Source organism: Paraburkholderia lacunae (assembly GCF_003353175.1).
In the GTDB taxonomy this organism is placed as follows: Bacteria; Pseudomonadota; Gammaproteobacteria; order Burkholderiales; family Burkholderiaceae; genus Paraburkholderia; species Paraburkholderia lacunae.
This window is the reverse complement of the sequence record NZ_QHKS01000006.1, coordinates 45,300-68,814: the sequence shown is the minus strand read 5'-3', so window position 1 is coordinate 68,814 and position 23,515 is coordinate 45,300. Positions and strand designations below refer to the sequence as shown.

General features: G+C 61.5%; 23 protein-coding genes. 18 read left to right on the top strand and 5 right to left on the bottom strand.

The features are described 5' to 3' along the window. Positions 1–22: 22 nt before the first annotated feature. Positions 23–1,015, bottom strand: coding sequence for a substrate-binding domain-containing protein (locus DLM46_RS10480; RefSeq protein ID WP_115100705.1), 993 nt, complete (start codon positions 1,013–1,015; stop codon positions 23–25). 233 nt (positions 1,016–1,248) lie between these two features. Here DLM46_RS10480 and DLM46_RS10475 point away from each other — a divergent pair, with 233 nt between their 5' ends. From DLM46_RS10475 to DLM46_RS10460, 4 genes are all read left to right on the top strand, one after another. Continuing rightward, positions 1,249–2,310 carry a LacI family DNA-binding transcriptional regulator gene (locus DLM46_RS10475; RefSeq protein ID WP_115100704.1) on the top strand — a complete coding sequence of 354 codons (1,062 nt, stop codon included), beginning with the start codon at positions 1,249–1,251 and terminating at the stop codon, positions 2,308–2,310. A 218-nt stretch (positions 2,311–2,528) separates the two neighbouring features. Then, entirely contained in the window at positions 2,529–3,104 is a 576-nt protein-coding gene (locus DLM46_RS10470) for an RNA polymerase sigma factor (protein ID WP_115100703.1), read from the top strand. Positions 3,105–3,116: 12 nt separating this feature from the next. Then, the gene (locus DLM46_RS10465; RefSeq protein WP_115100702.1) at positions 3,117–3,431 is read left to right on the top strand and encodes a hypothetical protein; all 315 of its coding nucleotides are present in this window, start codon (positions 3,117–3,119) and stop codon (positions 3,429–3,431) included. After that, complete coding sequence (locus DLM46_RS10460; RefSeq protein WP_115100701.1) at positions 3,428–3,730, top strand: 4Fe-4S dicluster domain-containing protein; 303 nt, start codon at positions 3,428–3,430, stop codon at positions 3,728–3,730. The genes DLM46_RS10465 and DLM46_RS10460 overlap by 4 nt, the downstream gene beginning before the upstream one ends. 196 nt (positions 3,731–3,926) lie before the next feature. Here the strand turns inward: DLM46_RS10460 and DLM46_RS10455 are convergent, their stop codons facing one another. Next, entirely contained in the window at positions 3,927–4,811 is an 885-nt protein-coding gene (locus DLM46_RS10455; RefSeq protein WP_115100700.1) for a LysR family transcriptional regulator, read from the bottom strand. Between the two features lie 188 nt (positions 4,812–4,999). Between DLM46_RS10455 and DLM46_RS10450 the strand changes: the two genes are divergently transcribed. From DLM46_RS10450 to DLM46_RS10400, 11 genes are all read left to right on the top strand, one after another. Continuing rightward, positions 5,000–5,875, top strand: a complete 876-nt coding sequence (locus tag DLM46_RS10450; RefSeq protein WP_244306058.1) for a sulfite exporter TauE/SafE family protein — start codon at positions 5,000–5,002, stop codon at positions 5,873–5,875. Positions 5,876–5,995: 120 nt separating this feature from the next. Further along, complete coding sequence (locus DLM46_RS10445) at positions 5,996–7,558, top strand: 4-hydroxyphenylacetate 3-hydroxylase family protein (protein WP_115100698.1); 1,563 nt, start codon at positions 5,996–5,998, stop codon at positions 7,556–7,558. 18 nt (positions 7,559–7,576) lie between these two features. Further along, on the top strand, positions 7,577–8,644 hold the full coding sequence (locus DLM46_RS10440; protein WP_115100697.1) for an aromatic ring-hydroxylating dioxygenase subunit alpha: 1,068 nt from the start codon (positions 7,577–7,579) through the stop codon (positions 8,642–8,644). Then, complete coding sequence (locus DLM46_RS10435) at positions 8,637–10,067, top strand: diaminobutyrate--2-oxoglutarate transaminase family protein (protein WP_115100696.1); 1,431 nt, start codon at positions 8,637–8,639, stop codon at positions 10,065–10,067. Before DLM46_RS10440 ends, DLM46_RS10435 begins: the two co-directional genes overlap by 8 nt. Continuing rightward, the gene (locus tag DLM46_RS10430; RefSeq protein ID WP_244306057.1) at positions 10,064–11,452 is read left to right on the top strand and encodes a SidA/IucD/PvdA family monooxygenase; all 1,389 of its coding nucleotides are present in this window, start codon (positions 10,064–10,066) and stop codon (positions 11,450–11,452) included. The genes DLM46_RS10435 and DLM46_RS10430 overlap by 4 nt, the downstream gene beginning before the upstream one ends. After that, positions 11,424–12,773, top strand: coding sequence for an NAD(P)/FAD-dependent oxidoreductase (locus DLM46_RS10425; RefSeq protein WP_165847946.1), 1,350 nt, complete (start codon positions 11,424–11,426; stop codon positions 12,771–12,773). The genes DLM46_RS10430 and DLM46_RS10425 overlap by 29 nt, the downstream gene beginning before the upstream one ends. 28 nt (positions 12,774–12,801) lie before the next feature. After that, positions 12,802–13,461, top strand: coding sequence for an FMN-binding negative transcriptional regulator (locus DLM46_RS10420; protein ID WP_115100694.1), 660 nt, complete (start codon positions 12,802–12,804; stop codon positions 13,459–13,461). Continuing rightward, positions 13,454–14,551 (top strand): cell division protein ZapE, encoded by a 1,098-nt coding sequence (gene zapE / locus DLM46_RS10415; protein WP_115100693.1) that lies wholly within the window; start codon positions 13,454–13,456, stop codon positions 14,549–14,551. Before DLM46_RS10420 ends, zapE begins: the two co-directional genes overlap by 8 nt. Beyond that, positions 14,539–14,928 carry a tautomerase family protein gene (locus DLM46_RS10410; RefSeq protein WP_115100692.1) on the top strand — a complete coding sequence of 130 codons (390 nt, stop codon included), beginning with the start codon at positions 14,539–14,541 and terminating at the stop codon, positions 14,926–14,928. The genes zapE and DLM46_RS10410 overlap by 13 nt, the downstream gene beginning before the upstream one ends. Continuing rightward, positions 14,925–15,254 (top strand): hypothetical protein, encoded by a 330-nt coding sequence (locus DLM46_RS10405; protein ID WP_115100691.1) that lies wholly within the window; start codon positions 14,925–14,927, stop codon positions 15,252–15,254. The genes DLM46_RS10410 and DLM46_RS10405 overlap by 4 nt, the downstream gene beginning before the upstream one ends. 122 nt (positions 15,255–15,376) lie before the next feature. Next, the gene (locus DLM46_RS10400; RefSeq protein ID WP_165847945.1) at positions 15,377–16,054 is read left to right on the top strand and encodes a fumarate hydratase; all 678 of its coding nucleotides are present in this window, start codon (positions 15,377–15,379) and stop codon (positions 16,052–16,054) included. Between the two features lie 214 nt (positions 16,055–16,268). Here the strand turns inward: DLM46_RS10400 and DLM46_RS39355 are convergent, their stop codons facing one another. After that, a complete protein-coding gene (locus DLM46_RS39355) occupies positions 16,269–16,412 on the bottom strand; it encodes a hypothetical protein (RefSeq protein ID WP_165847944.1) in 144 nt (47 codons plus the stop codon). Positions 16,413–16,815: 403 nt separating this feature from the next. Here DLM46_RS39355 and DLM46_RS10390 point away from each other — a divergent pair, with 403 nt between their 5' ends. Next, a complete protein-coding gene (locus DLM46_RS10390; protein ID WP_115100689.1) occupies positions 16,816–18,360 on the top strand; it encodes a phospholipase C in 1,545 nt (514 codons plus the stop codon). 108 nt (positions 18,361–18,468) lie between these two features. Here DLM46_RS10390 and DLM46_RS10385 read toward each other — a convergent pair whose 3' ends face one another. Then, the gene (locus DLM46_RS10385; protein ID WP_115100688.1) at positions 18,469–19,515 is read right to left on the bottom strand and encodes a ribonuclease Z; all 1,047 of its coding nucleotides are present in this window, start codon (positions 19,513–19,515) and stop codon (positions 18,469–18,471) included. 727 nt (positions 19,516–20,242) lie between these two features. On the opposite strand from DLM46_RS10385, the gene DLM46_RS10375 reads away from it, so the two are divergent. Both DLM46_RS10375 and DLM46_RS10370 read left to right on the top strand, forming a co-directional pair. After that, the gene (locus DLM46_RS10375; RefSeq protein WP_115100687.1) at positions 20,243–20,527 is read left to right on the top strand and encodes a cupin domain-containing protein; all 285 of its coding nucleotides are present in this window, start codon (positions 20,243–20,245) and stop codon (positions 20,525–20,527) included. Positions 20,528–21,181: 654 nt separating this feature from the next. Beyond that, positions 21,182–23,152, top strand: coding sequence for an alkaline phosphatase family protein (locus DLM46_RS10370; protein ID WP_115100686.1), 1,971 nt, complete (start codon positions 21,182–21,184; stop codon positions 23,150–23,152). A 98-nt stretch (positions 23,153–23,250) separates the two neighbouring features. On the opposite strand, the gene DLM46_RS10365 is transcribed toward DLM46_RS10370, so the two are convergent. Next, positions 23,251–23,496: a helix-turn-helix transcriptional regulator gene (locus DLM46_RS10365; RefSeq protein WP_115100685.1), complete on the bottom strand. Its 246-nt coding sequence runs from the start codon at positions 23,494–23,496 to the stop codon at positions 23,251–23,253. Between the last annotated feature and the right edge of the window lie 19 nt (positions 23,497–23,515).

Sequence of the window (23,515 nt, the reverse complement as noted above, 5' to 3'; positions counted from 1 at the left end):
ACGCGTTGCTCGATAACGTCGCTCAGAGGCCGGACTGGGCGAGTTCGTCGACCGTCTTCGCATTGAGTTCCACTAATTGGTCGACAATCAGGTTATGGCCATCGGGATGGACGACGCCCAGACCCGGGATGTTCGCGCCGTCCTTGACCGGTTGCCCCTTTGCGACCATCACACCCAGCGTCACGAACACTTCGCCCGCCTGTTCGGGATTCCACATGTAGCCGCCAGTCAGGACACCGTCGTGCACAAGACGCTTACCCTGGCCGGGCGAGAACGGCCCCAGCACCAGCACCTGTCCCTGCGCGTGCTTCTCCGCGACTGCGCGCGCCGCCCCGATCGGGCCCTGGCTGCCGAATGCAAGAATCGCCTTCAGATCGGGATGCGCCCGCATCAGGTCGAGCGCGGTCTTACGCGATGCGTCGACGTCTTCAGCCACGCCATAACGGTCGCCGACCAGCTTCATGTCGGGATAGTTGGCTTTCAGATAAGCCATCGCGGCGTCGGCCCAGGCGTTGTGAAGCGGCACCGTCAGCGACCCCACGAAGACAGCGTACTCGCCTTTGCCTCCCACGGCGGTTGCCAGTTTCTTCGCGTACGCTTCGCCGAAACCCTTGGCCGAGGCGAGTTCGAAATCCCAATCGACATTCTTCTGCTTGGGCGACTCGTGCGTGATCACCTTGATGCCGGCCGCTCGTGCCCGCTGCAGCACGGGCTCCAGCACTTCGGCGTCGTTCGGCACCACGCCGATGACATCGACGTGCTGAGCGATCAGATCCTCGACCGCCCGGACCTGCAGCGCCGGGTCCGCGCTGGTGGGTCCAACCATGAAGGCCTTGACGCCGAGTTGCTCGGCGCGCTTCTTGATCCCCGCCTCCATTGCGTTGAACCATGGGATCCCGCCAATCTTCACGACGACGCCGATGACGGGCTTATCGGGCGACGCCGAAGCCAGACTGCTCGCCAGAGCCAATGCGACGACACCTGCGCACAGGGTGCGCACCAAGTTCTTTGACATGTCTCCTCCGCTGAACCGCCGGCACCCTCGCCAAACGTCCAAGTAGGTAGTGGAAAGATCCCCTGCTAATAGACCTATTGTTTGCTAAATCCATTTAGCAGAAGGTGAAGAGAATGCTGAATCCATTCAGCTAGACGGTCAACGTAGCAAATACCCTAATATGGCGTTCTGCTACAGGAAGGTCTACCGTCTGCAGAACGTGAACAAGAGATGCTATTTGGAGTGACCGGGAGATGGCCCGCAGCAACCCTGGACGCAAGTCCACCATTTACGACATCGCCAAGGCGACCGGCTCCTCGACGGCCGCGGTGAGCATGGTGCTGAACGGCACCTGGGCGCGCTATCGCATCAAGGAAGAGACCGCTAACCGCATCCTCGCGAGCGCACAGCAGCTCGGCTACAACGTCAATATGAAGGCCCGCGGACTGCGGCTCTCCCGCTCCGGACTGGCCGGCATGATCCTCCCGCACTATCGCAACCGTTTCTTTGCAGGGCTTGCCGAAACCTTCGAGGACCACGCCAGGAGCCGGGGACTTTGCCCCATCGTCGTTAGCACTCAACGTGATCCATCCGTGGAGGTGAGCGTCACGGAGACGCTCGTCTCGCAACGGGTCGAGTTGCTGTTCATCGCCGGCGTGCTGGACCCGACGCCTCTTAACGCCATGTGTTCGGCCGCGGGCGTTCCGTGCATCAATGTCGATCTGCCTGGCGAAGCTGCGCCGTCGGTGGTGTCCGACAATCGCGGCGGCGCTCGCGCGCTCACCGACGTGTTGATCGACAAGATGCGGGCGCGCGGTGACGCTCCCGAAGGACTGATCTTCCTGGGCGGCGTCGCAAATGAATACGCGACGGAGATGCGCATCGCCGGGTTCCGCGACGCGTTCGAAGGTCGGCAGATACAGCCGGCATCCGATGCGGTGGAGTGCTTCGGATATGACGCGTCTTCTGCCCGGCAAGCGCTCGCCCGGCGCTACGAGCGTGCGGGCCGTCTCCCCGCCGGCTTGCTGATGAACTCGATTACCGCGTTCGAAGGTCTGGTTCAGTTCGCGTCGCGACTGCCGCGAGACGCCTGGCAGTCCACGGTGGTCGGGTGCTTTGACTGGGATCCGTTCGGCGCGCATCTGCCGTTCGAAGTGACCATGATGCGTCAGGACGTGGAGAAGATCATTTCAGAGGCGTTCGCATTGGCCGACACTTATGACGCGAATGCTACGGGTGCCAACCCTCTTGTGATCGTGCCGACCGGCTTCGGCCCGATGTCCGGCGAGGACGATCCAGCGATCGAGACAGCTTAAGACCGCTGGGATTTTCGTCGCGTATCGCCCGCAACAATAGACTCGATGGTTCGTTGAGCGAGTGAGGAGCCAGCACGATGAGAATCGCGCTGAAGCTCGCGCTTGCCAATGCCAAACCGCTCAGAGATGTCGACCGCGAACGGCGCCCGCCAACCGGCAGTAACGCCACTTTTTTCCGTCGCCGACAATATTTCTGATCGTGAATCGTCTACACACTTATGGAACCGCCGCGCACCCCGGACTCGATGATCGAACGAGATAGCGACATCACTGCAACTGTTTTGCGTGAGCGTACAAAGCTCGGCAATTTCATCCGGCGTCGCGTGCACGATCCGAGCGAAGCCGAAGACATCTTGCAGGATGTATTTCGGGAGTTCGTGCAAGCCTATCGGCTCCCTGCGCCGATTGAACAAGTTAGCGCATGGTTGTTTCGCGTGGCGCGAAACCGCATCATCGACCGCTTTCGCAAGCGGAAAGAGCAAGCGCTGACCGAAATGGAAGACGCCCCCGACGACGCCGAGTATCGGCTGGATCTCGCGCTGCCGGCCACCGACGCCGGTCCGGATGCCGTCTATGCAAGGTCTGTGCTGCTGGAAGCCCTGCAAGACGCGCTCAACGAATTGCCAGCGGAGCAGCGCGACGTCTTCGTTGCTCACGAACTCGAAGGGCGCAGTTTCAAGGAGCTGGCATCCGGGAGCGGTGTCGGCGTGAACACGCTGTTGGCACGCAAGCGTTACGCGGTTCTGCATCTGCGCGTCCGCTTGCAGGCCGTGTATGACGATCTGGATATCTAAAGGAGCAGGTAGATGAGTTTCAGACTGAGATGCTTCGGCAAAGCACTGTTGGTTCTGGTGGGCATTGCCGTGCTGGGATGGATGGTGATGCTGCTATGGAATTGGGTTGTCCCGGCGCTATTCATCGGCGGCCGTTCGATCGATTTTCCACACGCGTTGGGCCTGTTGGTCCTGAGCCGGATTCTCTTTGGTGGATTTCGAGGTCATGGCGGTTGGCACGGACGCAGGCATTGGCGTCGGTGGGAACGCATGACGCCGGAGGAGCGCGAAAATTTTCAGAAGAGCGTACCGCCCGCTAACGGCAAGCCCCAAGAGGATCGCGCATGAGCAATGCATCGGCCGCCGCTTGCAAGCAAACCGCAGGCGTGATTGTTCCCGTCGTCAATTTGAAGCGGTGTGAAGGCAAGGGCGATTGCGCAGTAGTCTGTCCCGAGCACGTTTTCGACATCCGCCGGATCGACACGGCCGACTACCAGCAGTTGGGAGCGCTGCAGAAATTCAAGCTGCGCGTACACGGAATGAAGGTCGCGTACACGCCGAACGCGGATGCTTGTCGAGCATGCGGATTGTGCGTGACAGCATGCCCGGAGCGTGCCATTACGTTAGCGAGAAGCGGGATGCTATGAGGCAGAAAGCCCTCACCAGGAGGGCTTTCATGTTCACGACTGGTTCCAGCTTGATTGCAGCGCCCCTCTCGTGACGCCGTAACAACCAACAGTGCGATGCTTTGCGACGCCCGTGAAGAAGCAGGCAGCTTCACCGACGCCGATCGGGCAACCATCGAATCGCGGTCGATCCGTATTTTCACTGACCGTTTATGCTTCACACTTCGCCGTGCAGCGCCGCCGCGAAACCGTCGACCAGCGTCGACATGCCGCGCCGGTACAACATCGCCACCGCCGTTGAATTGTCGGTGCCGGAGAGTGAGACGAAGCGCACGCCTGCGGGCGCAATCGAGCGCATGCTGGCGGGCACGAGCGCCACGCCCAGACCTGCCTCGACGAGGCTCAGCAGCGTGGTTTTGCGCGAGGTCGCGCGCGCCGCGCGCGGAAAAAAGCCGTTGCGCATGCACAATTCGGCCACGCGATAGCTGAGCCCGCCGCGCTCGCCGTGCGGCAACGAAACAAATGGCTCTTCGCGCAACGCGGCCACGGCCACTTCGCTCAATCCACTCAGCCGGTGCGAGGCCGGCACCGCCAGCATCAATTGCTCGGTGTAGACCTCTTCGACCCGCACCCCGGGAAACTTGATGTGGACCGGCAGACGCACCAGGCCGATATCGCTGCGGCCCTCTTCGATGTCTTCGCCCTGGTGCTCCGACGACATTTGCGAGATTTCCAGCGAAGCACCGTTGTTGCTCAGATAGGACTGAATTCGCTGCATCAGCGGGCTCGCGAGCGCCACCGAACTCGAATGCAGCACACGGATCACGCCTTGCTCGCCGCGATCGGCATGCCGGGTTTGCACCAGCGTTTCATTCAAATTGAATAACAGACGTTTCGCGCCGTCGTAAAACGTTTTGCCGGCCGGCGTCAGTTCGAAACGGCGCGCACCGCGTGTCAGTAATTGCACTTGCGCTGACGCCTCGAGTTCTTTCACCTGCCGGCTCAGGGCCGACTGCGCAACAAATAGACGTTCGGCGGCGAGGCTGTAACTGCCCGCCTCGACGATTTCCACGAAGTAGCGTAGTTGTCGCATCGACACCATGGTCTATGCCTTTTTTAGATATTTGATTGCGTATTTTATATTGGTCAGCCTCCGAATGCATCGATATATTGGTTTACCGCTCGCATCAAACCTTCCGGAAAATTATGCGGGAGGCGAATCGGCCGCCTGATGCCGTCAGAAGCGGCCAAAACGGCACTACGCAAAAATGACTAATACGTACCGCTCGCTTGAATGCGAGCACCACGTTTGCGTTCGCTGTTGAGCCGTTGACGGTTTATGCACGATTCATAACCCGTGCATTCAAAGCCGCACAAAATAAATATTCCATCATTATCAGAAAACGAGAGACCAAAACCGTGCTGACCAATTTGACCACCTCTCACCTGTCCATTATCTGGCTGGGAGTCGCATTATCATATGTGGTGTTCGGTATTGCGGGTTTCGGCACCGCGCTGGTGGCAAGTCCATTATTGGCACAATTCATGCCAGTTTCCCATATCGTGCCCTTGCTGGCGTTGCTCGATTTTTTCGCCGCATCGACGAATCTGGCACGCGACGGCCGCAAGGCTGAATTCAGTGAACTGAAACGACTGGTACCGTTAATGATGCTCGGCAGCGGAATTGGCGCACTGATTCTATTGTTCACCAAACCCGACATCTTATTGCTGCTGCTCGGCGTATTTGTGATCGGTTATTCGGCTTATTCGCTGAGCGGCTATAAACCCGTCAGAAAATTCGGGCCGGCTTTCTCGGTGCCGTTCGGACTGGTGGGCGGCGTGTTCAGCGCGCTCTTCGGCAGCGGCGGTTTTATCTACGCGATCTATCTGCAGAGCCGGCTGGACAGTAAGGAACATATCCGCGTCACGCAATCCACATTGATCGGACTGTCGACGTTGACCCGGCTAGTGATTTTCCTGGCGGCCGGCGTGTATGCCGACGTCAATCTGCTGCTGCTAGCCGCCGTGCTTGCGCCGAGCATGCTCGCCGGCGTCTGGCTCGGACGGCACATCACGCTGAAACTGTCGCGCGAACAGTTCGTGCGACTCGTGAACATCGTGATCTTCGTCTCCGGCATTTTTCTGATCGCCCGGTATTTCTCGTAGCCCCGTCTCGCAGCCCTTAGCCCAATCTCCGTCTCGCATTCCTGACAGGCGCGCAACGCCGCTTCAACGCGGCTATATCAACCTGTCGTCAGTCACGCACGCATCAACCTGGAGGAGCCCATGAGTCACAACACATCTGCCGCATTGAAGCTGGAAATAGCGGAGAAAAACGAGATGTTCACCGCCGCCGATTATCTTGCCAGCATCGACGACGGTCGCGAGGTTTTCATTTACGGCGAGAAGGTGCGTTCGGTCACGACCCACCCGGCGTTTCGCAACAGCGCGCAGTCGATCGCGCGACTGTACGATGCACTGCACGCGCCCGAATCGCGCGACACGATGACGACGCTCGACCCGAACGGCTACCGCACGCACCGTTATTTCACGCCGGCGCGTTCGTCCGAGGATCTTCTGAAAGCGCGCGACGCCATTGCTCACTGGTCACGGCTGTCGTACGGTTTCATGGGCAGAACGCCGGACTACAAGGCAGGCTTCACTGCGACACTGCTGTCGGACCCGGACTTCTACGACCCGTTTCGCAACAACGCGGTGCACTGGTACAACCAGACCTCGCGAAACGTGATGTTCATGAACCACGTGCTGGTGAATCCGCCAGTGGGCCGCGCGAAAACGATCGACAGCATGCGCGACATCTACCTGCACGTGGAGAAGGAGCGCGACGACGGGATCGTGGTGCGCGGCGCGAAGATGGTTGCGACCAGCGCGGCCATCTCGAACGCGACCTTCGTCGCGCAGAACAGCGCGACGCAATACACCGAAGGCCGCGAGGAGGATTTCGCGCTGTGCTTCATCTTGCCGATGAACGCGCCGAACCTGAAGATCGTCTGCCGCCGCTCGTTCGAAGCCTCCGCGCTGAGCCCCTTCGACAACCCCTTGTCGAGCCGCTTCGACGAAAACGATTCGGTGCTGATTTTCGACGGGGTATTCGTACCGTGGGAAAACGTGCTCATCTATCGCGACATTCCGAAGGCGCGCAGCTTCTATTCCGCGTCGGGCTTTCTGAACCGGTATCCGTTGCAGTCGGGCACACGTCTCGCGGTCAAGCTCGACTTCCTGTGCGGCGTGCTGATCAAGCTGCTCGAATCGAACGGCACCTATGAGTTCCGCGGCGTGCGCACCAAGGTCGCCGAAGTGGTCGGCTGGCGCAATGCGATGTGGTCGCTGACCGAAGCGATGTGCCTCGCGCCGGAATCGCGTAGCGACGGCTCGGTCGTGCCGCGTCTCGAAGCCGCCGCAACGGTCCGCTATTTCGGCGCGCAGATCATGTCGCAGATCAAGCCGATCTTCGACACGATCCTGGGCGGCTCACCCATCATGCAGGTCGCGAGCTACGCGGACATGAAGAATCCCGACCTGCGCGGCCTGATCGACACCTACTTCCAGGGCACCGATTCGAACGCCGAAGAGCGGCTGAAACTGGTCAAGTTGCTGTGGGACGCGATCGGCAGCGAATTCGGCGGCCGCCACGAGCTGTACGAGCACAACTATGCCGGCAATAACGAACAGGTACGGCTCGACATGCTGAACCACTCGACCGCGAGCGGCGCAATCGGCAAGTGCAAGGCGCTGGTGGACAAGTGCCTCTCCGACTACGGCGTCGAGGGCTGGCGCAATCCGGCGTGGCACTTCGACGGCCAGCGCGAAGCCAGCCTCATCGTCTAACCCCAAAGAGAGCAAATCATGATCTACGGTGGTAAATGGGATCGCGACGGTCTCGACTACAAGGCGTTGCGCAATCGGTGGCACGTGGTCGCGCGCGTCGACGAAGTGCGCGACGGCACGCCGCTACCGGTACGTCTGCTTGGCGAGGACCTCGTCCTGTGGCGCAGTCCGACTGGCATCAATGCGTGGAAAGACTACTGCGGGCATCGCGGCGCGAAGCTATCGCTCGGTTGCGTGCGCAACGGAGAGATCGAATGCCCGTATCACGGCTGGCGCTATTCGGAAAGCGGCCAGTGCGTGAAGGTACCCGCCCATCCGGATCATGAACCGCCGCAGCAGCGGCTCGTCTATCCGCATCGCGTCACCGAGCGCTATGGTCTCGTGTGGGTCAGTCTCGGACAACCGGAAGGCGACGTGCCCGCGTTTCCCGAATGGGACGACCAAAGCTTTCGCAAGGTGTACGCCGGGCCATATCGCTACCGCGCGAATGCGCTACGCTCGGTCGAAAATTTTCTCGATGCGTCGCACTTTCCGTTCGTGCATGCCAACCTGAACGGCGATCCGGAAAATCCCGATTCGATTGCGGACTACGAGGTCTTCAAAGGACCGCAAGGGCTGACGACCTCGGAAATTTCGGTGTTCCAGCCGTACGGCGATCATCGCGGGATTCCGGTGACGGCGCGCTACACGTATCACGTGTTCCAGCCCACCACCGCGTATTTCACGAAGAAGACCGGCGTCACCGAACGCTTCTGCACATTCCTGAACGCAACGCCCGCCGACGAAGACGAAGCGGTGCTGTACCTGATCGTCGCGATCAATTTCGGTGCCGACTTGACCGAAGAACAGATTCTGAGCCGCCAGGACCGCGTATTCGAACAGGACCGGCGGATCGTCGAATCGCAACGTCCGTACCGGCTGCCGCTCGATCTGCGCGAAGAAATGCACGTTCGCAGCGACCGGCTCGCGGTTGAATACCGCCGCTGGCTGAGAGCGCTCGGCGAAGCGGCGCTCGCCGTCAACACCACCACGATTACGATTCAGCCGGCGCCGGCCGATTCGTCGCGGAGCACTTCCTATGCTTGAACACTCCCTTGAAAGCGCGCCGCAGCACGCGCTGCCGCAGCCGCAGCCGCACGACGCGCCGCTGACTACGCTAAGCCTGCTCGCCGAGCGCGAATCGAATGCGCGCACTTATGCGCGATCGATCGACCGCGTGCTGACGAAGGGCGAACTCGCCGTCGTCCATGACAGCGAAGGCCGCCGCTATCTCGACTGTCTCGCCTGCGCGGGAGCCCTGCCGCTCGGCCACAATCATCCGTACGTCATGGAACGCGTAAACCGTTTCCTTGCGTCGGGTCACATTCTGCAGGGGCTCGACATCGCGACACCGGCCAAGTCTGCGTTTGTTGACGAACTGTACCGGGTGTTGCCGCCCGCCTTCGCGGCGAACGCCAAGGTGCAGTTCTGCGGGCCGAGCGGCGCCGACGCGGTCGAAGCCGCGATCAAGCTGTTCAAGACCGCCACCGGTCGCCGCTCGGTGCTGGCGTTTCACGGCGCCTATCACGGCATGACGATGGGCGCGTTGAGTCTGATGGGCAATGTCGAGCCTAAACGGGCGGTAGCCGGCCATATGTCGGAAGTGTTCTTTCTGCCGTATCCGAATGCGTACCGCTGTCCGTTCGGTGTCGGCGGCAACGCAAGCGATACGCTGTCGTTGTCGTACATCGACCACCTGCTGTCGGACCCGGAGAGCGGCATCGCCCCGCCCGCGCTGATTATTCTGGAGGCGGTCCAAGGCGAAGGCGGCTGCATACCGGCCAGCGCCGCCTGGCTTAAAGGTCTCGCGACACTGGCCGCGCGCCATGCGATCCCGCTCGTGATCGACGAGGTGCAGACCGGTTTCGGGCGCACCGGCACGATGTTCGCGCACGAACACGCCGGCATCGTGCCGGATGCGATCGTGATGTCGAAGGCGGTGGGCGGTGGCTTTCCACTCGCGCTGGTCGCTTATCACCGCCAGTACGACAGCTGGAATCCGGGCGCGCACGCCGGTACCTTCCGCGGCAATCAGATCGCGCTGGTGTCGGGCGCGGCCACGCTGCAGTATCTGCGCGAGAACGACCTGCCCGCCGCCGCGGCGCGACTCGGCGCGAAGCTGCGTGCCGGACTCGGTGCGCTGCAGCAGCGCTTCGACTGCATTGGCGACGTGCGCGGCCGCGGTCTGATGCTCGGCATCGAGATCGTCGATCCGCACGGCCCGCGCGACGCACGCGGCCTGCCGCCCGCAAACGGCGCGCTTGCCAAACGCATTAAGCGCGAATGTCTGCAGCAAGGGCTGATCATCGAAACCGGCGGACGCCACGGCGCGGTGTTGCGCCTGCTGCCGCCGCTCGTGTTGACCGACGCACAAGTCGAAGAGATCCTGACGCGCCTGAATCTGGCCTTCGCCGAGTGCACGGCGCCGGTCTGCCAGAACACCGGCACACGGCCTGCGGAGGCACTGTGAACCGCACCGCTGTCCCTTTCACCGCCACGCAGCAGCCGATGCTCGACGTCATCGGCATCGGCTTCGGTCCCGCGAACATCGCGCTCGCCGTCGCGCTCGAAGAACTCACCGAAGGTCTGCGCGTGCAGTTCCTCGAGAAACGCAGCGGCCCACGCTGGCAGGAAGGCATGCTGCTCGAGGAATCGGATATCCAGAATCATCCGCTGCGCGATCTGGTCACACCGCGCAATCCGCGCAGCCGCTACTCGTTCACGAATTTCCTGTTCGAAAACGACCGGCTATTCGAGCATCTGAACCTCGGCCTGCCGTTTCCGCTGCGCATCGAATACGAACAGTACGTGCGCTGGGTCGCGGGCTTTTTCGCACACCAGGTGCAGTACGACGTGAACGTGAGCGCCATTGAACCGCTCGTCGATTCCGGCACCGGCATCTTGCTAGGTTACCGGGTACGCGACGCGGCAGGCCGCGAATGGTGCGCGCGCTCGGTGGTGGTCGCACCCGGTCGAACGCCAAATGTGCCGGCGCAGTTCGCGCACGTCGACAGCGAACGCATCGTGCATCTGAACGACTATCTGTTTGCGTTGAAACGCGCCTGCGAAGGCGGCCGCAAGCCACGCGTCGCCGTGGTGGGCGGCAGTCAGAGCGCGGTCGAGATTCTGTTGCACGCACACGGACTCGGCTCGTGCGAGAAGGTGGTCGGCATCACGCGCAATTTTGGCTTCCGGCAGAAAGACACGAGTCCGTTCTCGGACGAAGTGTATTTCCCGCAATTCGTTCAAACCTTCTTCTTTGCCGATCAGCCGACCAAAGACCGCTTGCGCACCGAACTCGAGCCGACCAATTACTCGTCGGCGGACAAGGACGTGGTCGAAGCGCTGTACCTGAAGCTCTACGCGAACCGGATCTTGCAGCGCGACTCGCTCGCGGTGCGCACCAATACGGAAGTCAGCCATGTCAGCGCCGATGCGCCCGGGGTGCAGTTGACGTTGCGCGATACGGTGACCGATCGGCGCTTGGCCGAGGAGTTCGATCTGGTTGTGCTCGCCACGGGTTTTCTCGACATCGGCAGCGGTCCGAAACGCGAAGCGTATCCGCGACTGCTCGCCGGCGTTGCTCCGCTGCTTGAGCTGAGTCGAGGTCATCTGGACGTATCGATCGACTACCGGGTTCAGTTCGCCAACAAGCCTGACGGGGCGGCGCCGTTGTATCTGAATGGTTTGTGCGAGTCGTCGCACGGTATGGGCGATTCCGGTTCATTCAGTCTGCTCGCGCTGCGTTCGGCGGCCATTGCTCAATCGCTCGCCGCGCAGCTCGCGCCCTCTCCCGCTTCTCGTGATCGGACTCAGGATGCCGACAGTGACCTCGTTAGCGACGCTGTTCGCTGAGCGGCCCTGCTGGGCACGCGGCGTGCCGGCTGAAGCGGACGCGAGTGCCTCGCCGGCGATCGAAGGCGAAGTGTACGACGTCGTGATCGTCGGTGCCGGCATCACCGGGCTGACTGCTGCGTTTCACGCAACGCGGCGCGGCTTGCGCGTCGCGGTGCTGGAAGCGGGCGAACCCGGCGCGGGGGCATCCGGCCGCAACTCGGGCTTCGTGATTCCGACACTCAGCCGCGTCGGCCCCGAGGACGTGGCGCGCGCTTGGGGCGCCGCGCGCGCGGCCCGTTTCAATGCCCAGTTGAGCAACGCGGCCAACGCGTTGTTCGAGTTCATCCATCTCGAAAGGATTGACTGCGATGCCCAGCAAAATGGCTGGCTTCAGCCAGACCAGTTCGAGGCCGGCGCCGCAGTCTGGCAGAACCGCCTGCGCAGCTTGCGCGAGTCGGGCGCCAAAGCGCGCCTCGTCGGGCCCGACGAATTTAAGGCGCTGACCGGCAGTGCGCGCTATCCGGCGGCGCTCTGTCTGATGGAAGGCGGACAGATCGACCCGCTCGCTTTCACGCGCGGGCTGGCGGCCGCCTTCGTGCGACTCGGTGGCACGCTGGTAAACGGGTGTCGTCTGCTCGTACCAGCCCGGCCGCAAACCCATCAACTGGTGCGGCTCGAGACTCCGTACGGCACGGTGTTCGCGCGCCGCGCCATCGTCGCGACCAACGCAAACGGCCACGACGGTGCGAAGAACCTCACTGCTGCAACCCTGCCGTTCGCGCTGTTGCTGGCCGCATACGATCTTCCGCCTGACGGCGCCGACCATGTGCTGTGCGGCAACCAGCCCTTCTCGGACGTCGGCCGCGATATGTGGTTCTTTCGCCGCCTGCAGGGCAACCGTCTCGTGACCGGCATCTTTCCGACGAGCACGTGGCTAACGCGTGAAGGGATCAATGCCGAACTGACTCAGCGCATCGAACGCGTGTTCGATGTCACGCCGGCGCGACTCACCGACTTGTGGGCTGGCCGCGTCGGTGTGACGCCGCGTGGTCTGCCGCAACTGCTGCAACTCGCGCCGAACGTGTTCGGCTGGACCGGCTGTAACGGGCGCGGTATCGCGCTGTCGTTCGTAATGGGTCAGTGGCTCGCGGAGCTGGCCGCGGACGCGCCCGTCGAGTCCGTGCCGATGCCGCTGCAGCCGCTCAAACCGGCCGGCGCCCCGCGCGTCGGTGTCTGGGTTGCACGCCGGCTCATCGCCGCCGAACGCCGCCGACGCACCCAACGTGACCGCTGCGCCGGACATCCGGCACGCGGCGAGGCCACTACGCCTGCCGACTAATTTCACACCACGACTGCCCGACAAAGCCATGATGCTGACCGAAGCCGAAGTCCCCGCCGTTGCGCCTGTGCCGTTTCACTACGATGCTTTTCGCTTCAATGATCCGGAACGTATCGACGCGCTCGTTGACAGCTTTCCGCTGGCGCTCGTCGTTAGTATCGACGGCCCGCAACCGCACGCAAATCACGTACCGCTGTTTCGCGTGGCCGGTTCCCGCGACCTGTTCGGCCACGTGGATGCAGCGAATCCGCAGTTCGCCGGCCTGCGCCGCATTCACGCGCGAATCGTGTTCATGGGACCGGACAGCTATATACCGCCCGAAGCTTATGTGACACGTCAGTTACCGACATGGAACTACGTGTCGGTGCACATGAGCGGCATCGTGGAAATCGTCAACGATCCGGCGCACAAGCTCGACGTACTGCGCGAAACGGCGCTCCGCTTGCAACCGGACGACGCGCCCTATCAGTTCGACCCGCACGACGAGCGCGTGAAGCGCTTTGCGCCGCATATTCTCGCGTTGAGGGTGCGGGTGGAACACGAGGAAGCGCGCATCAAGCTCTCGCAGGACAAGAGTCTCGCCGACCAGCACGCCGCGCTCGATCATCTGCTTGCGAGCCGCACGCGCAGTCCGCGGCCGTTGCTCGAAACGTTCTTGCCGCCTGCGGAGTTGCCGCGCCATGATTGACGAAGCTCAGGTCGTGTGCGCACTCGCGGCCCGCGCGATCGTGCCGGACACCAGCCAGCGCCGCGCGATCGCCGCGCTGGTCACCCTGCTCGGCGCACGCACGCGGCGCAACTGGTTCGGTCATGCGCAGACGGCGCGCGGCGTTCAGAGTGTCTATTGCTATGGCTTACCAGGGCGCGGCAAGAGCCTCGTCGTCGATACCGTGTTCGAACTCGCCGGCTGCGCGAAGCGGCGCATCCATTTCCACGAGTTCTTGCGCGAGATGAACCGGCGGCTCGTCGACGAAGCACGCGGCGACGACCGGCTCGGCTCAGTGTCGCGGCAGTGGCTCGCCGGTGTTGAGTTGCTGTGCTTCGACGAATTCCATGTGCACGATATCGCCGACGCGTTCCTGATCGGCCGCTTTCTCGACATTGCGCTCAAACTCGGCACGCGCGTCGTGCTGACCTCGAACTATGCCCCCCGGAGTTTGCTGCCAAATCCGGAATTCCATGAGCGTTTTCAGCCGACTATCGAGCGGATCGAGCAGCGCTTCACCGTGATTCATTTCGACGGCTCGCGCGACTATCGTTTCGGCGGCGAGCAGACAGAACGCCCACGTTTCTTTGCGCCGCTCGATAAGGCAAGCGGCGATGCGTTGCGGCGCATCTTCCTGCGGTACGAAGGCGAAGACACGTTGCGCCCGCGCACGCTCTGCGCATCGGGCCGGCCATTGAAGGCGCGAGCGGCCGGCAAGGCGCTAGCGTGGATAGATTTCGACGAACTCTGCATCGCGAGCCGCTCGCATCTCGACTATCTGGATCTGGCCGAACGCTGGCAAGGATTGATCGTCGATCGATTGATCACGCATTGGCTCGCGAGACCCCAGACGTTGCAGCGCTTCGCGTGGCTGGTCGATATTCTCTACGACCGCAAGCGGGCGCTGTTCATCGCATCCGACCAACCGATTGCTGCCGCCCTCGACGGTCTGGAGGGCGCGCACGACCTGTCGCGCACGCAGAGCCGGCTGGCCGAAATGCAAGCGCGCGCCTATCCGAATCCATTAGACAGCGCAGCGCTTTCTCCCGAGGTGACGACATGCCCATTGTGAAAATAGAAGAACGCGGTCCACGCAGCGCGGCGGACAAAACCCAACTCATCGGCGTGGTGTTCGAAGCATTGAAGGCGACGCTCGGCGTGAACGACGCCGAATTGCAGGCGCGTCACACCGGCCTCGACGCAGAGGACTTCGTTGCGCCGCTGGGCGCCACCGATTATCTGTCGATTGAAATCACACTCTTCGCCGGGCGCTCGCTCGACGCGAAACGCCGCCTGTATCGCCGTATTGCCCGCGACGTGGCGCAGTTGCGCGGAATCGACCCGTTGCACGTTCTGGTGTTGCTGCGCGAGGAGCCGTTCGACAACTGGGGCATGCGCGGTGGTCAAGCAGCCACCGACTTGCAGTTCGACTATGCGATCTCGATATGACGACCGTGACGCCAGCGCTCGAATGCGAGACGGAGGCGATGCAGTCGGCGATCGTGACCGGTATCGCGAGCATCGGCGGCGGGAGTCATTACCGCGAGCGCGGCGATGAAAGGCAGGTCGGCCGCAATGCCGCAACCCGCGATCCTGACCATCCGGTGGCGGCCCTGCACGACGCGCTGCCAGCTGCGGGCGTCGCGTTTTGGGCCAACGGCGAAGGCTACGTGATCGCGGCCGCCGACCCGGCACAACTCAGTTCGCCGACACTGTGGCGGCGGCTCGAAGCTGTCAAGCACGGTGACGGCGGCATGGGGCCGCCGCGCGTCTAGCTTTCGTTGCCTCGAGCGCGGTTGGGCTCGCTGCCCCCCGTGTTGCGCGGACGAACTCTCAGCTTGCTACGCTTATGAACATCATTGAAACAGACGACCTGATCCGACGTATCGGACACGCAATGCATGAACTTTGCGCATCGAACGGCTTCGCGCGCATCGGCGGCTGCAGCGTGTTCGCCACGCTCGGCATGGACGTGCAATGGGGCGGCGGCACGCTCGCACGGATCATCGAAGCCGGTGTGTTGCGGCAAACCGGCGAAGTACCGATTGAGATTTACTACAACGTCGTCCAGGGCAGCGGCATCGACTTGCGCATCGCGCTAACCGATGGCGATGCACCCGGCCGCGCGTTGCTGAAAATGCTCAACCCTTCGGACTCGATTGTCGATTGGGCGGTGCAAGCGGCCTCTACGTGGCATCGCGGCCAAGGCGTCGAGAGCGTGCTGGGTCTGGGCATCGGCGGCAATCCAGAACTCGCGATGCGTATGGCGCGCATGGCTTTGTTCGAGCCACACGACATCGCGCAAGTGATGGAGCGCGGCGCCCATGGCTGGCTCGAGCAATTGCGCGTCGAGCTGATGGCGGCATGCGCCGTGGCCGGCTATCCCGTGAAGGATGTGCTGATCGACGCCGCGCCGACGCATGCGGGCACCAAGCCGGTCGCACTGATGTGCGGCGACCTGGCCGCGAGCCGCTTTGCGCATGTGGTGCTGACCGGCAACCCGGTGCGCAGCGGAGCTGACGGTGCCCAACGTGTCACGGACCCATTTCCAGGCTGTGTCCGTGAGGACGGGTAATGTCGCGCAGCACCGAGTGGATCAGCCGCACTCGCTCAGTGCCGAAATCGCGCGGCTAGCCGCGCAGTGTTGCGATTTCAGCGCGAACCTGCTCGATCCGGGTCAACACTGGGCGACAGCGAGGGTCGCAAAACAGGCGAGCGATCAGTCGTCCGTGTCAGCGGCAAGCTCCTGACTGCGGGGCCGCGCCATTGAGAAACGCGGGCGTCACGTACTAGCCGGTCGTCAGCGGCATCCTTCCGTTGTGTTCCGTGGATTCCCTGTCGTTTTCCGAATCGGCGTTCGCCTGTGCGGCAAGCAGTACTGCCGACGCGACGACGCACAACTTGAATACGCGGTCGAGCGAATGATTCTTCATGATTGTTCCTCGAAGAAGACCGACTGTATTTTGCGGGCGCGAGACGATGAGGTGGTCGATGGCCGCAGCACGGGGTATTGGGGTGGCTCCTGGTTATTCGTCACCAGAAGTTACAAGGCCTACCGGAAGATAACGGCTGAGCGTGACGATGACGGGGCAAGAATGTGTCCCGGTTGTGGCGATTAGATGAATCTGATGAATACCGTCGCACGACTAACGTATCCATACTCGCCCACCGGGCGACAGGTAATGGTTTCGACGTTAGAACGACTGTCACCCAGGTGTCATACCCGCTGCCTACGCTGAGTCCTACCCTGCTCCGAGCGCCTCATCCCGATAGCCTCGACAAGGTGTTTTCCTGAAACATTCCACCGTGGTTACCAATATATGAAGGAGTCCGTACATGGAAACGATGAAGCCTTATTGGATTACGCCTGCCAGGATATTGGCGGCCATGCTAAGCGCTGGGCTTTTAGTCTCGACACCGGCCCGTTCGGACGGTGAATTTCCCACCAAGACCCCAATCAAACACATTGTTGTGATCTTTCAGGAGAACGTCTCGTTCGATCACTACTTCGGCACCTATCCGCACGCACAACCCAATAAGGACGGCTCGCGCTTCTTCAATAAACCGGCGGACGATACCCCCAGAGCCAACACGCTGTTGAGCGCGGGTTTGCTTAACCACAACCCCAACGGAGCAAATCCGTTTCGCATTGATCGCAGCGTGCCTGTGACATGCGATCAGGATCACGGTTACTCGGACGAACAGTTCGCGTTTCACGACGGACTCATGGACCGCTTCCTCGCGCACAGTTGCAAAGACACAAACATCGGACCGAACAGCACGCTCGGCTACTACGATGGCAACACCGTGACCGCGCTGTGGAATTACGCCCAGCACTATGCGATGAGTGACAACTCGTTCGGAACGAGCTTCGGTCCATCGACGCCCGGTCTTCTGAACCTTGTCGCCGGCACGACCTACATGGGAACGATCACCAACGGCCTATCGGCGACCGGCGATATTGCCAACGGAGCCAACAGTGGCGCGGTAATCGGCGATCCGGACCCGGCGGGCGACGTGTGCTCCAATCCCAAGCGCACCCAGATCACCATGTCAGGTGAAAACATCGGCGACCGCCTGAACGCCTCAGGCATCACCTGGGGCGCATTCATGGGGGGCTTTGACGACTGCAAGCTGGCCCATAACAATGTGTCGGGCAGTAGCGCGGGCGCCGACTACATACCGCACCACGCGTTCTTTCAGTACTGGAAGAGCACGCAGAATGCGCACCACCTGCCGCCGGGTTCGGATGCGGCGATCGGCAAAACCGACCAGGCCAACCATCAGTACGACTTGGGCCGCTTCCACACCGCGCTCGCCAATCACAATCTGCCGGCGGTGAGCTTCCTGAAAGCGCGAGCGTTTCAGGATGGACACGCCGGATATTCCGATCCGCTGGACGAGCAGACGTTTGTCGTGGGCGTGATCAACGATGTCATGCGCTCACCGGAGTGGCGTGAGACTGCGATCGTGATTGCCTACGATGATTCCGACGGATGGTACGACCATGTGATGGGACCGATCGTCTACCAGTCCAACACGGTCGATGATCAGCTGCTGGCCGCGGGGAGCTGCGGCCAACCCGGGTCGAACGATCCGGCAGGCGGCGCGCAAAACGGGCGCTGCGGCTACGGCCCGCGACTGCCGCTGCTGGTGATATCGCCTTGGGCGAAGAAAAACTATATCGACCACCAGGTGACCGATCAGTCCTCGATCATTCGCTTTATCGAAGACAACTGGGGGGTGAAGCGCATTGGCAACGGTTCAGCCGATGCGGTCGCCGGGTCGCTGAACGGACTCTTCGATTTTGATGGTGGTGCGCGCGCAGGCCGTCTGCTGCTCGATGAACGCTCGGGGGTCGTTGCAGCCTCCGATAATTGATCCGGGGCCGTGTGCACGGGTCACGTCCCGGCCTTGGCACACGGCTTTTTCCACCCGGGCCGGCGAACCATTCCCGCTGGCCCTCGTCTTGCACGCGTATGTCGGCGTCTATTCGCCGCGCCGTTGATCACAATGGGTCTGGACCGACGTAGCGGACCATGCCGCCTGCACTTCTGCAATCAGTGCTGCCGAGCGTCCTTCGTAACGCGGCGAAAAGTGGAACGGCACAACCGCCCGGGCGCCGATCCGGCGCGCGATCAGACCGGCCTGGCCGGCCGTCAGGTGATTCTTGCGCAGGCCATGCGCCTTGTCCTCGTCAAGAAATACACTCTCGATAAAAAGCAGATCCACGTCGTGCATCAACTCCGCCAGGGTCTCTACGTTCGATTCCGTATAGCGCAAGTCCGTCACGTAACCAATGCGCTGGCCAGGAACGATGTCGACGATCAGGTGACGCAGTTCGCCGACCTGGCGAGTCATGGCGTGCTCGCCATGCCGATCGCGCCACCGTACCTCAATTGGCGACTCGTCAGGGGCGCCGGTCAGCACCGCATGTTTCAGTTCGCGCAGCCACGCACCCGTCGACACCCCCAGCGCCGCGAGCCGGTCCTTCGCGACGTTGACGCGGGCCTTCTCCTCGAGCACGTACGCCACGCACGGGATGTCATGATCGACAAACCGGCCGCGCACGCGAAAGGTTGCTTCGTTATGCACCACGTCGTCAGATCGTTCGAAGGGTGGACCGGCTTCGCGGGCGAACCGTCTCCGACTTGAAAAGAGTGCGCGCTGGCCGCTACCGTCCACTCCGATTTCGCGCGCGTCGATCACCAGCTCGACCTCGTAGCGATGGACCACGTTCCAGGTATAGGCGCTCAGCTTGTGTTCGACTTGTTCGAGAAAGTTTGGACCGCCAAACATCACAATGCCAGCCTTGCGTCCGAGCATCACGCGCAGGAGATGATCGAAGCCGGAAAAATGGTCCATATGCGTATGGGTAACAAACACATGCGACAAACGCATCAGTTGGCCGGGCAGCAGCCTGGAGATATCGCCAAGATCGAAAAGGAGGGCACGCCGTTCGTCGCAAAAGTCCACGTAGAGGCCCGGGTCGCCAAACGCGTCATTGACAAGCCATGGTTTGAAGAGGGCGTGCATGATTCTGTCAGGGCTGCGGACGTATGGCTGTTGGCGTACCGGACCGGAGCGCCGGGAAGATCGAGGCACGGGCATCCGCCTCGATTTACCGACGTATGTGCGGCAGCGTCTATTAGAATAATTCCAAGTCTATCTGCATGTTCAGGCGAGTGTTCAGTAGATTTCGAGGAGCAGCGCCGCGTCGTTTATGTAGCTACTCCGCTACGGAGCCTGTTACTCGCCAGTCACGCGACAACTGCTCCCACACGGCCGATCCTTCAGGTACCAGCGGTACCTCACCCGGCGCATATCGCACCGTCTGCAACTCCGCATGCTGCGCTCCCAGGTGGGGCCCGTCACGACCCGAGCAGCTGACATAGAGGGCGCCCGACATGTGCGCCGCCGTGCCGCTTTCCAGTTCCACGCGGATTTCCGTCGCAACGCGTACCGGATCGTCCCGAGCGGCCTCAGGGTTGCGCGTGCAAAAGCCACCTGCATGGTGAGCTCGACCAGAAATGGCGGCCCTCATGTATCTCACCGGTGAATGCAACTGTGTTGGTAAGAGCAAAGGCACTGTACATGTCAAATGAAGCGCTTCGTCTTCAGAATGATGAATAGATGTATCGAACCCGAGCCGCATGATGACGCACGACGGAGTCGCCGCCAGCAGGTTATGGCGCGCCTGTCGTAGCGGCCTATCGGCTACCCGACAAACCTCGTCGCCCACTTTACCGAGGCAAAAACTCTCATGGCTCGCCCGCCGGCAGTTCCAACGCAGCAGGTATCGAATGAACGCGTGATCGTCACCGAGTGGCGATTTGCACCCGGTGCTGAGACCGGCTGGCATGTTCACGGGCATGACTATGTCGTGGTGCCGCAAACGGACGGCCAGCTTCTCCTCGAGACAGCGCAAGGCAATCGGGAGTCGCAACTGCGCGCCGGGCACAGTTACGCGGGGTTGAAGGGGGTGGAACACAACGTCGTCAACGCGACCGACCGTGAAGTGGTCTTTATCGAGGTGGAGATTCGCTGAGGCCGCTGTTGAGGAGGAGCACAGCCGAATGGCCACTCCACAAGAAATTCGAATGCTCCTTGCCGACCGAAGCGACTTTTAGATTTCTCGAAAGCAGTCGTTTGCTATTTAACGGGAAAGTCTCACATACCCGGCACCCAAGCGCGGCGTTTTTTGCACAGCCGCGCTAAAGACATATGAAAACTTGGTGCCGGTTCATGCTGAAGCGACGAGATAACAGCAATGAATATTGATGCGCTCGAGGCCTTTGCTGCGAGCGTATCATCGTCGTCCAGTCCAGCGCCGCGGGTGAATTATGCAATGTGAATTGCGATGAAAGTAATTCGTTAGAAAAGACATATGAAAACTTGGTGCCGGTTCATGCTGAAGCGACGAGATAACAGCAATGAACAATGATGCGCTCGCGGCCTTTGCTGCGAGCGTATCATCGTCGTCCAGTCCAGCGCCGCGGGTGAATTATGCAATGTGAATTGCGGTGAAAGTAATTCGTTAGAAAATTCACACGCCATCGACTTTTTTTTGTCCCGGCATTGTCATTGCCTCCCTATAATTTCTTCCCGTCGTAACGCTTTGTAAGAGAGGCAGCGTCTCCACGAAAGGAGCTGCCCGTTGTTTCCACACGCCACATTACCGCTTGCTCGTCCGAGTAACGTCATGGAGGCGTTCGTGAAAAAAATTGTCAATGTAATTAACACACCAACATTTAGAGGCGGCTTGCTTTGCGGCGCCGTTTCCGTCGCGCTTGCCGCGGCTATCTGCCCGGCTGTCGCGCAAAGCGAGCAGCAGGCCGCGCTAGCGGCTGCGGCAGTGAACACCGCGTCGCCGATCAAGCATGTCATCGTCGTGGTCGGCGAGAACCGCACGTTCGATCACGTATTCGGCGCTTACACACCGCGCCGGGGGCAGACGGTGGCGAACCTGCTGTCGAAGGGCATCATCACAGCCGACGGCAAACCGGGCCCGAACTTCGCGCTGGCCGCGCAATACACGGCCAGTGCCACGGACCCGAAGCGCTTCGACATGGCGCCTGGCGGCAAGCAGCCCTATACGGTGCTGCCGGCACCCAATACCGGCAATACGGCAAGCGCGCCGAGCGATACCAGTCCGCCGCCGTTCGCCACGCTCGCCGCGGCGCAGTCCGCTGAGGGCGCAATGATAGAGCCGTGGGACGTCGTGCACCTGACCACCGGTGCGACCGGTTTGCCCACTCATAGCGTCGATACGCGCTTCGGCTCGAACACGTATAACCTGCCGAACGGACCGTATCAGATCTCGCGCGTCGGTCCCGATTATGACCAGTACATCAACAGCCCGGTGCACCGCTTCTACCAGAATTGGCAACAGGCCGATTGCAACCTCGATCACGCCACGCTCGATAATCCGAGCGGTTGCCAGATGGATCTGTTCGCGTGGGTGGAGACGTCGGTGGGCGCCGGTTCGAACGGCAAGCCGCGGCCCGCGAACTTCAACGACGAGACGACCGGTGAAGGAGCGACCGCGCTCGGCTATTACAACGTGAATACCGGCGACATGCCGTACTTCACGCATCTTGCGCGCCAATTCACGATCAGCGACAACTATCACCAACCGGTGATGGGCGGCACAGGCGCGAACAGCATCATGATCGGCACCGCCGATGCGCTCTACTACACGGACGGCAACGGCAATGCCACGAAGCCGCCGGCGGATCAGATCGAGAATCCGCTGCCGCAGGCGAACACCAACAACTGGTACACGCAGGACGGCTATTCGGGCGGCACGTATACCAACTGCTCGGACAGTCATCAGCCCGGCGCCGGCACGCTGCGCCACTACCTGGACCGCCTGCCGTACAAGCCGGACGCGAAGTGCGCGCCGAACACGTATTACCTGCTGAACAACTACAACCCCGGCTACAACGGGGACGGCACGGTCAATACGAGTACGTTCACGATCCCGCCGTCGCCGGTGCGCACGATCGCCGATACGCTGATCGAGAAGAACATCTCGTGGAAGTACTACGGCGAAGGCTGGAATACGTTTGTGAAGACGCCGGACACGAGTGTCTACTGCAATATCTGCAACCCGTTCCTGTATGAAACCGCGATCATGACGAACCCCGCGCTCGTCAATGCGCACCTGAAGGACACAACCGATCTGTACGCGGACATTGCGAACGGCACGCTGCCGGCGGTTTCGTTCGTGAAGCCAGGCGGTCTGCTCGACGGGCACCCGGAGTCGTCGAAGTTCGGGCTCTTTGAATCGTTCGTGCATAAGCTGGTCGACAAGGTGCAGCGCGACCCGAACCTGTGGGCTTCGACTGCGATCCTGGTCACGACCGACGAAGGCGGCGGCTACTACGACTCAGGCTACATCCAGCCGCTCGATTTCTTCGGCGACGGGCCGCGCATTCCGATGATCGTCGTATCGCCATACTCGCGCGGTGGCCGTGTCGTGCACCAGTATGCGGATCACGCGTCGATCGTGAAGTTCATCGACCGCAACTGGCATCTGAAGCCGATCACGAACAGAAGCCGCGACAATCTGCCGAATCCGATCCAGTTGCAGACGCATCCGTATGTGCCGGTCAATGCGCCCGCCATCGACGATCTGTTCGACGCGTTCGAGTTTCCGCGCAAGCCGTAGCGGTGTGGCATGAAGGGCAGAGCCGAACCGGCTCTGCCGGTCTGGAGGATTGAACCGCGCGGCCGGCCTGGCGCGCGGTTTTTTTACGTCACCGGTATTTATACTTCGGCCGCTCGCCTGCCATCTGCCCGGTAACGCCCCGGGCTCTGTCCGGTCCATCGCTTGAACGCGATGCTGAAAGCTGTATCGGACAGGTACCCGATACGCGCGGCGATGTCGACCAACCGTTCTTCCGAGTGTCGCAATGCCGTGCGCGCAATTGTCATGCGCCATTGATTCAGATATTCGAGCGGCGCACGGCCGACTGAGCGGCGAAACCCAGTTGCAAGTGCGAGAAGAGGAATTCATTTCCCCAGGCCGGCG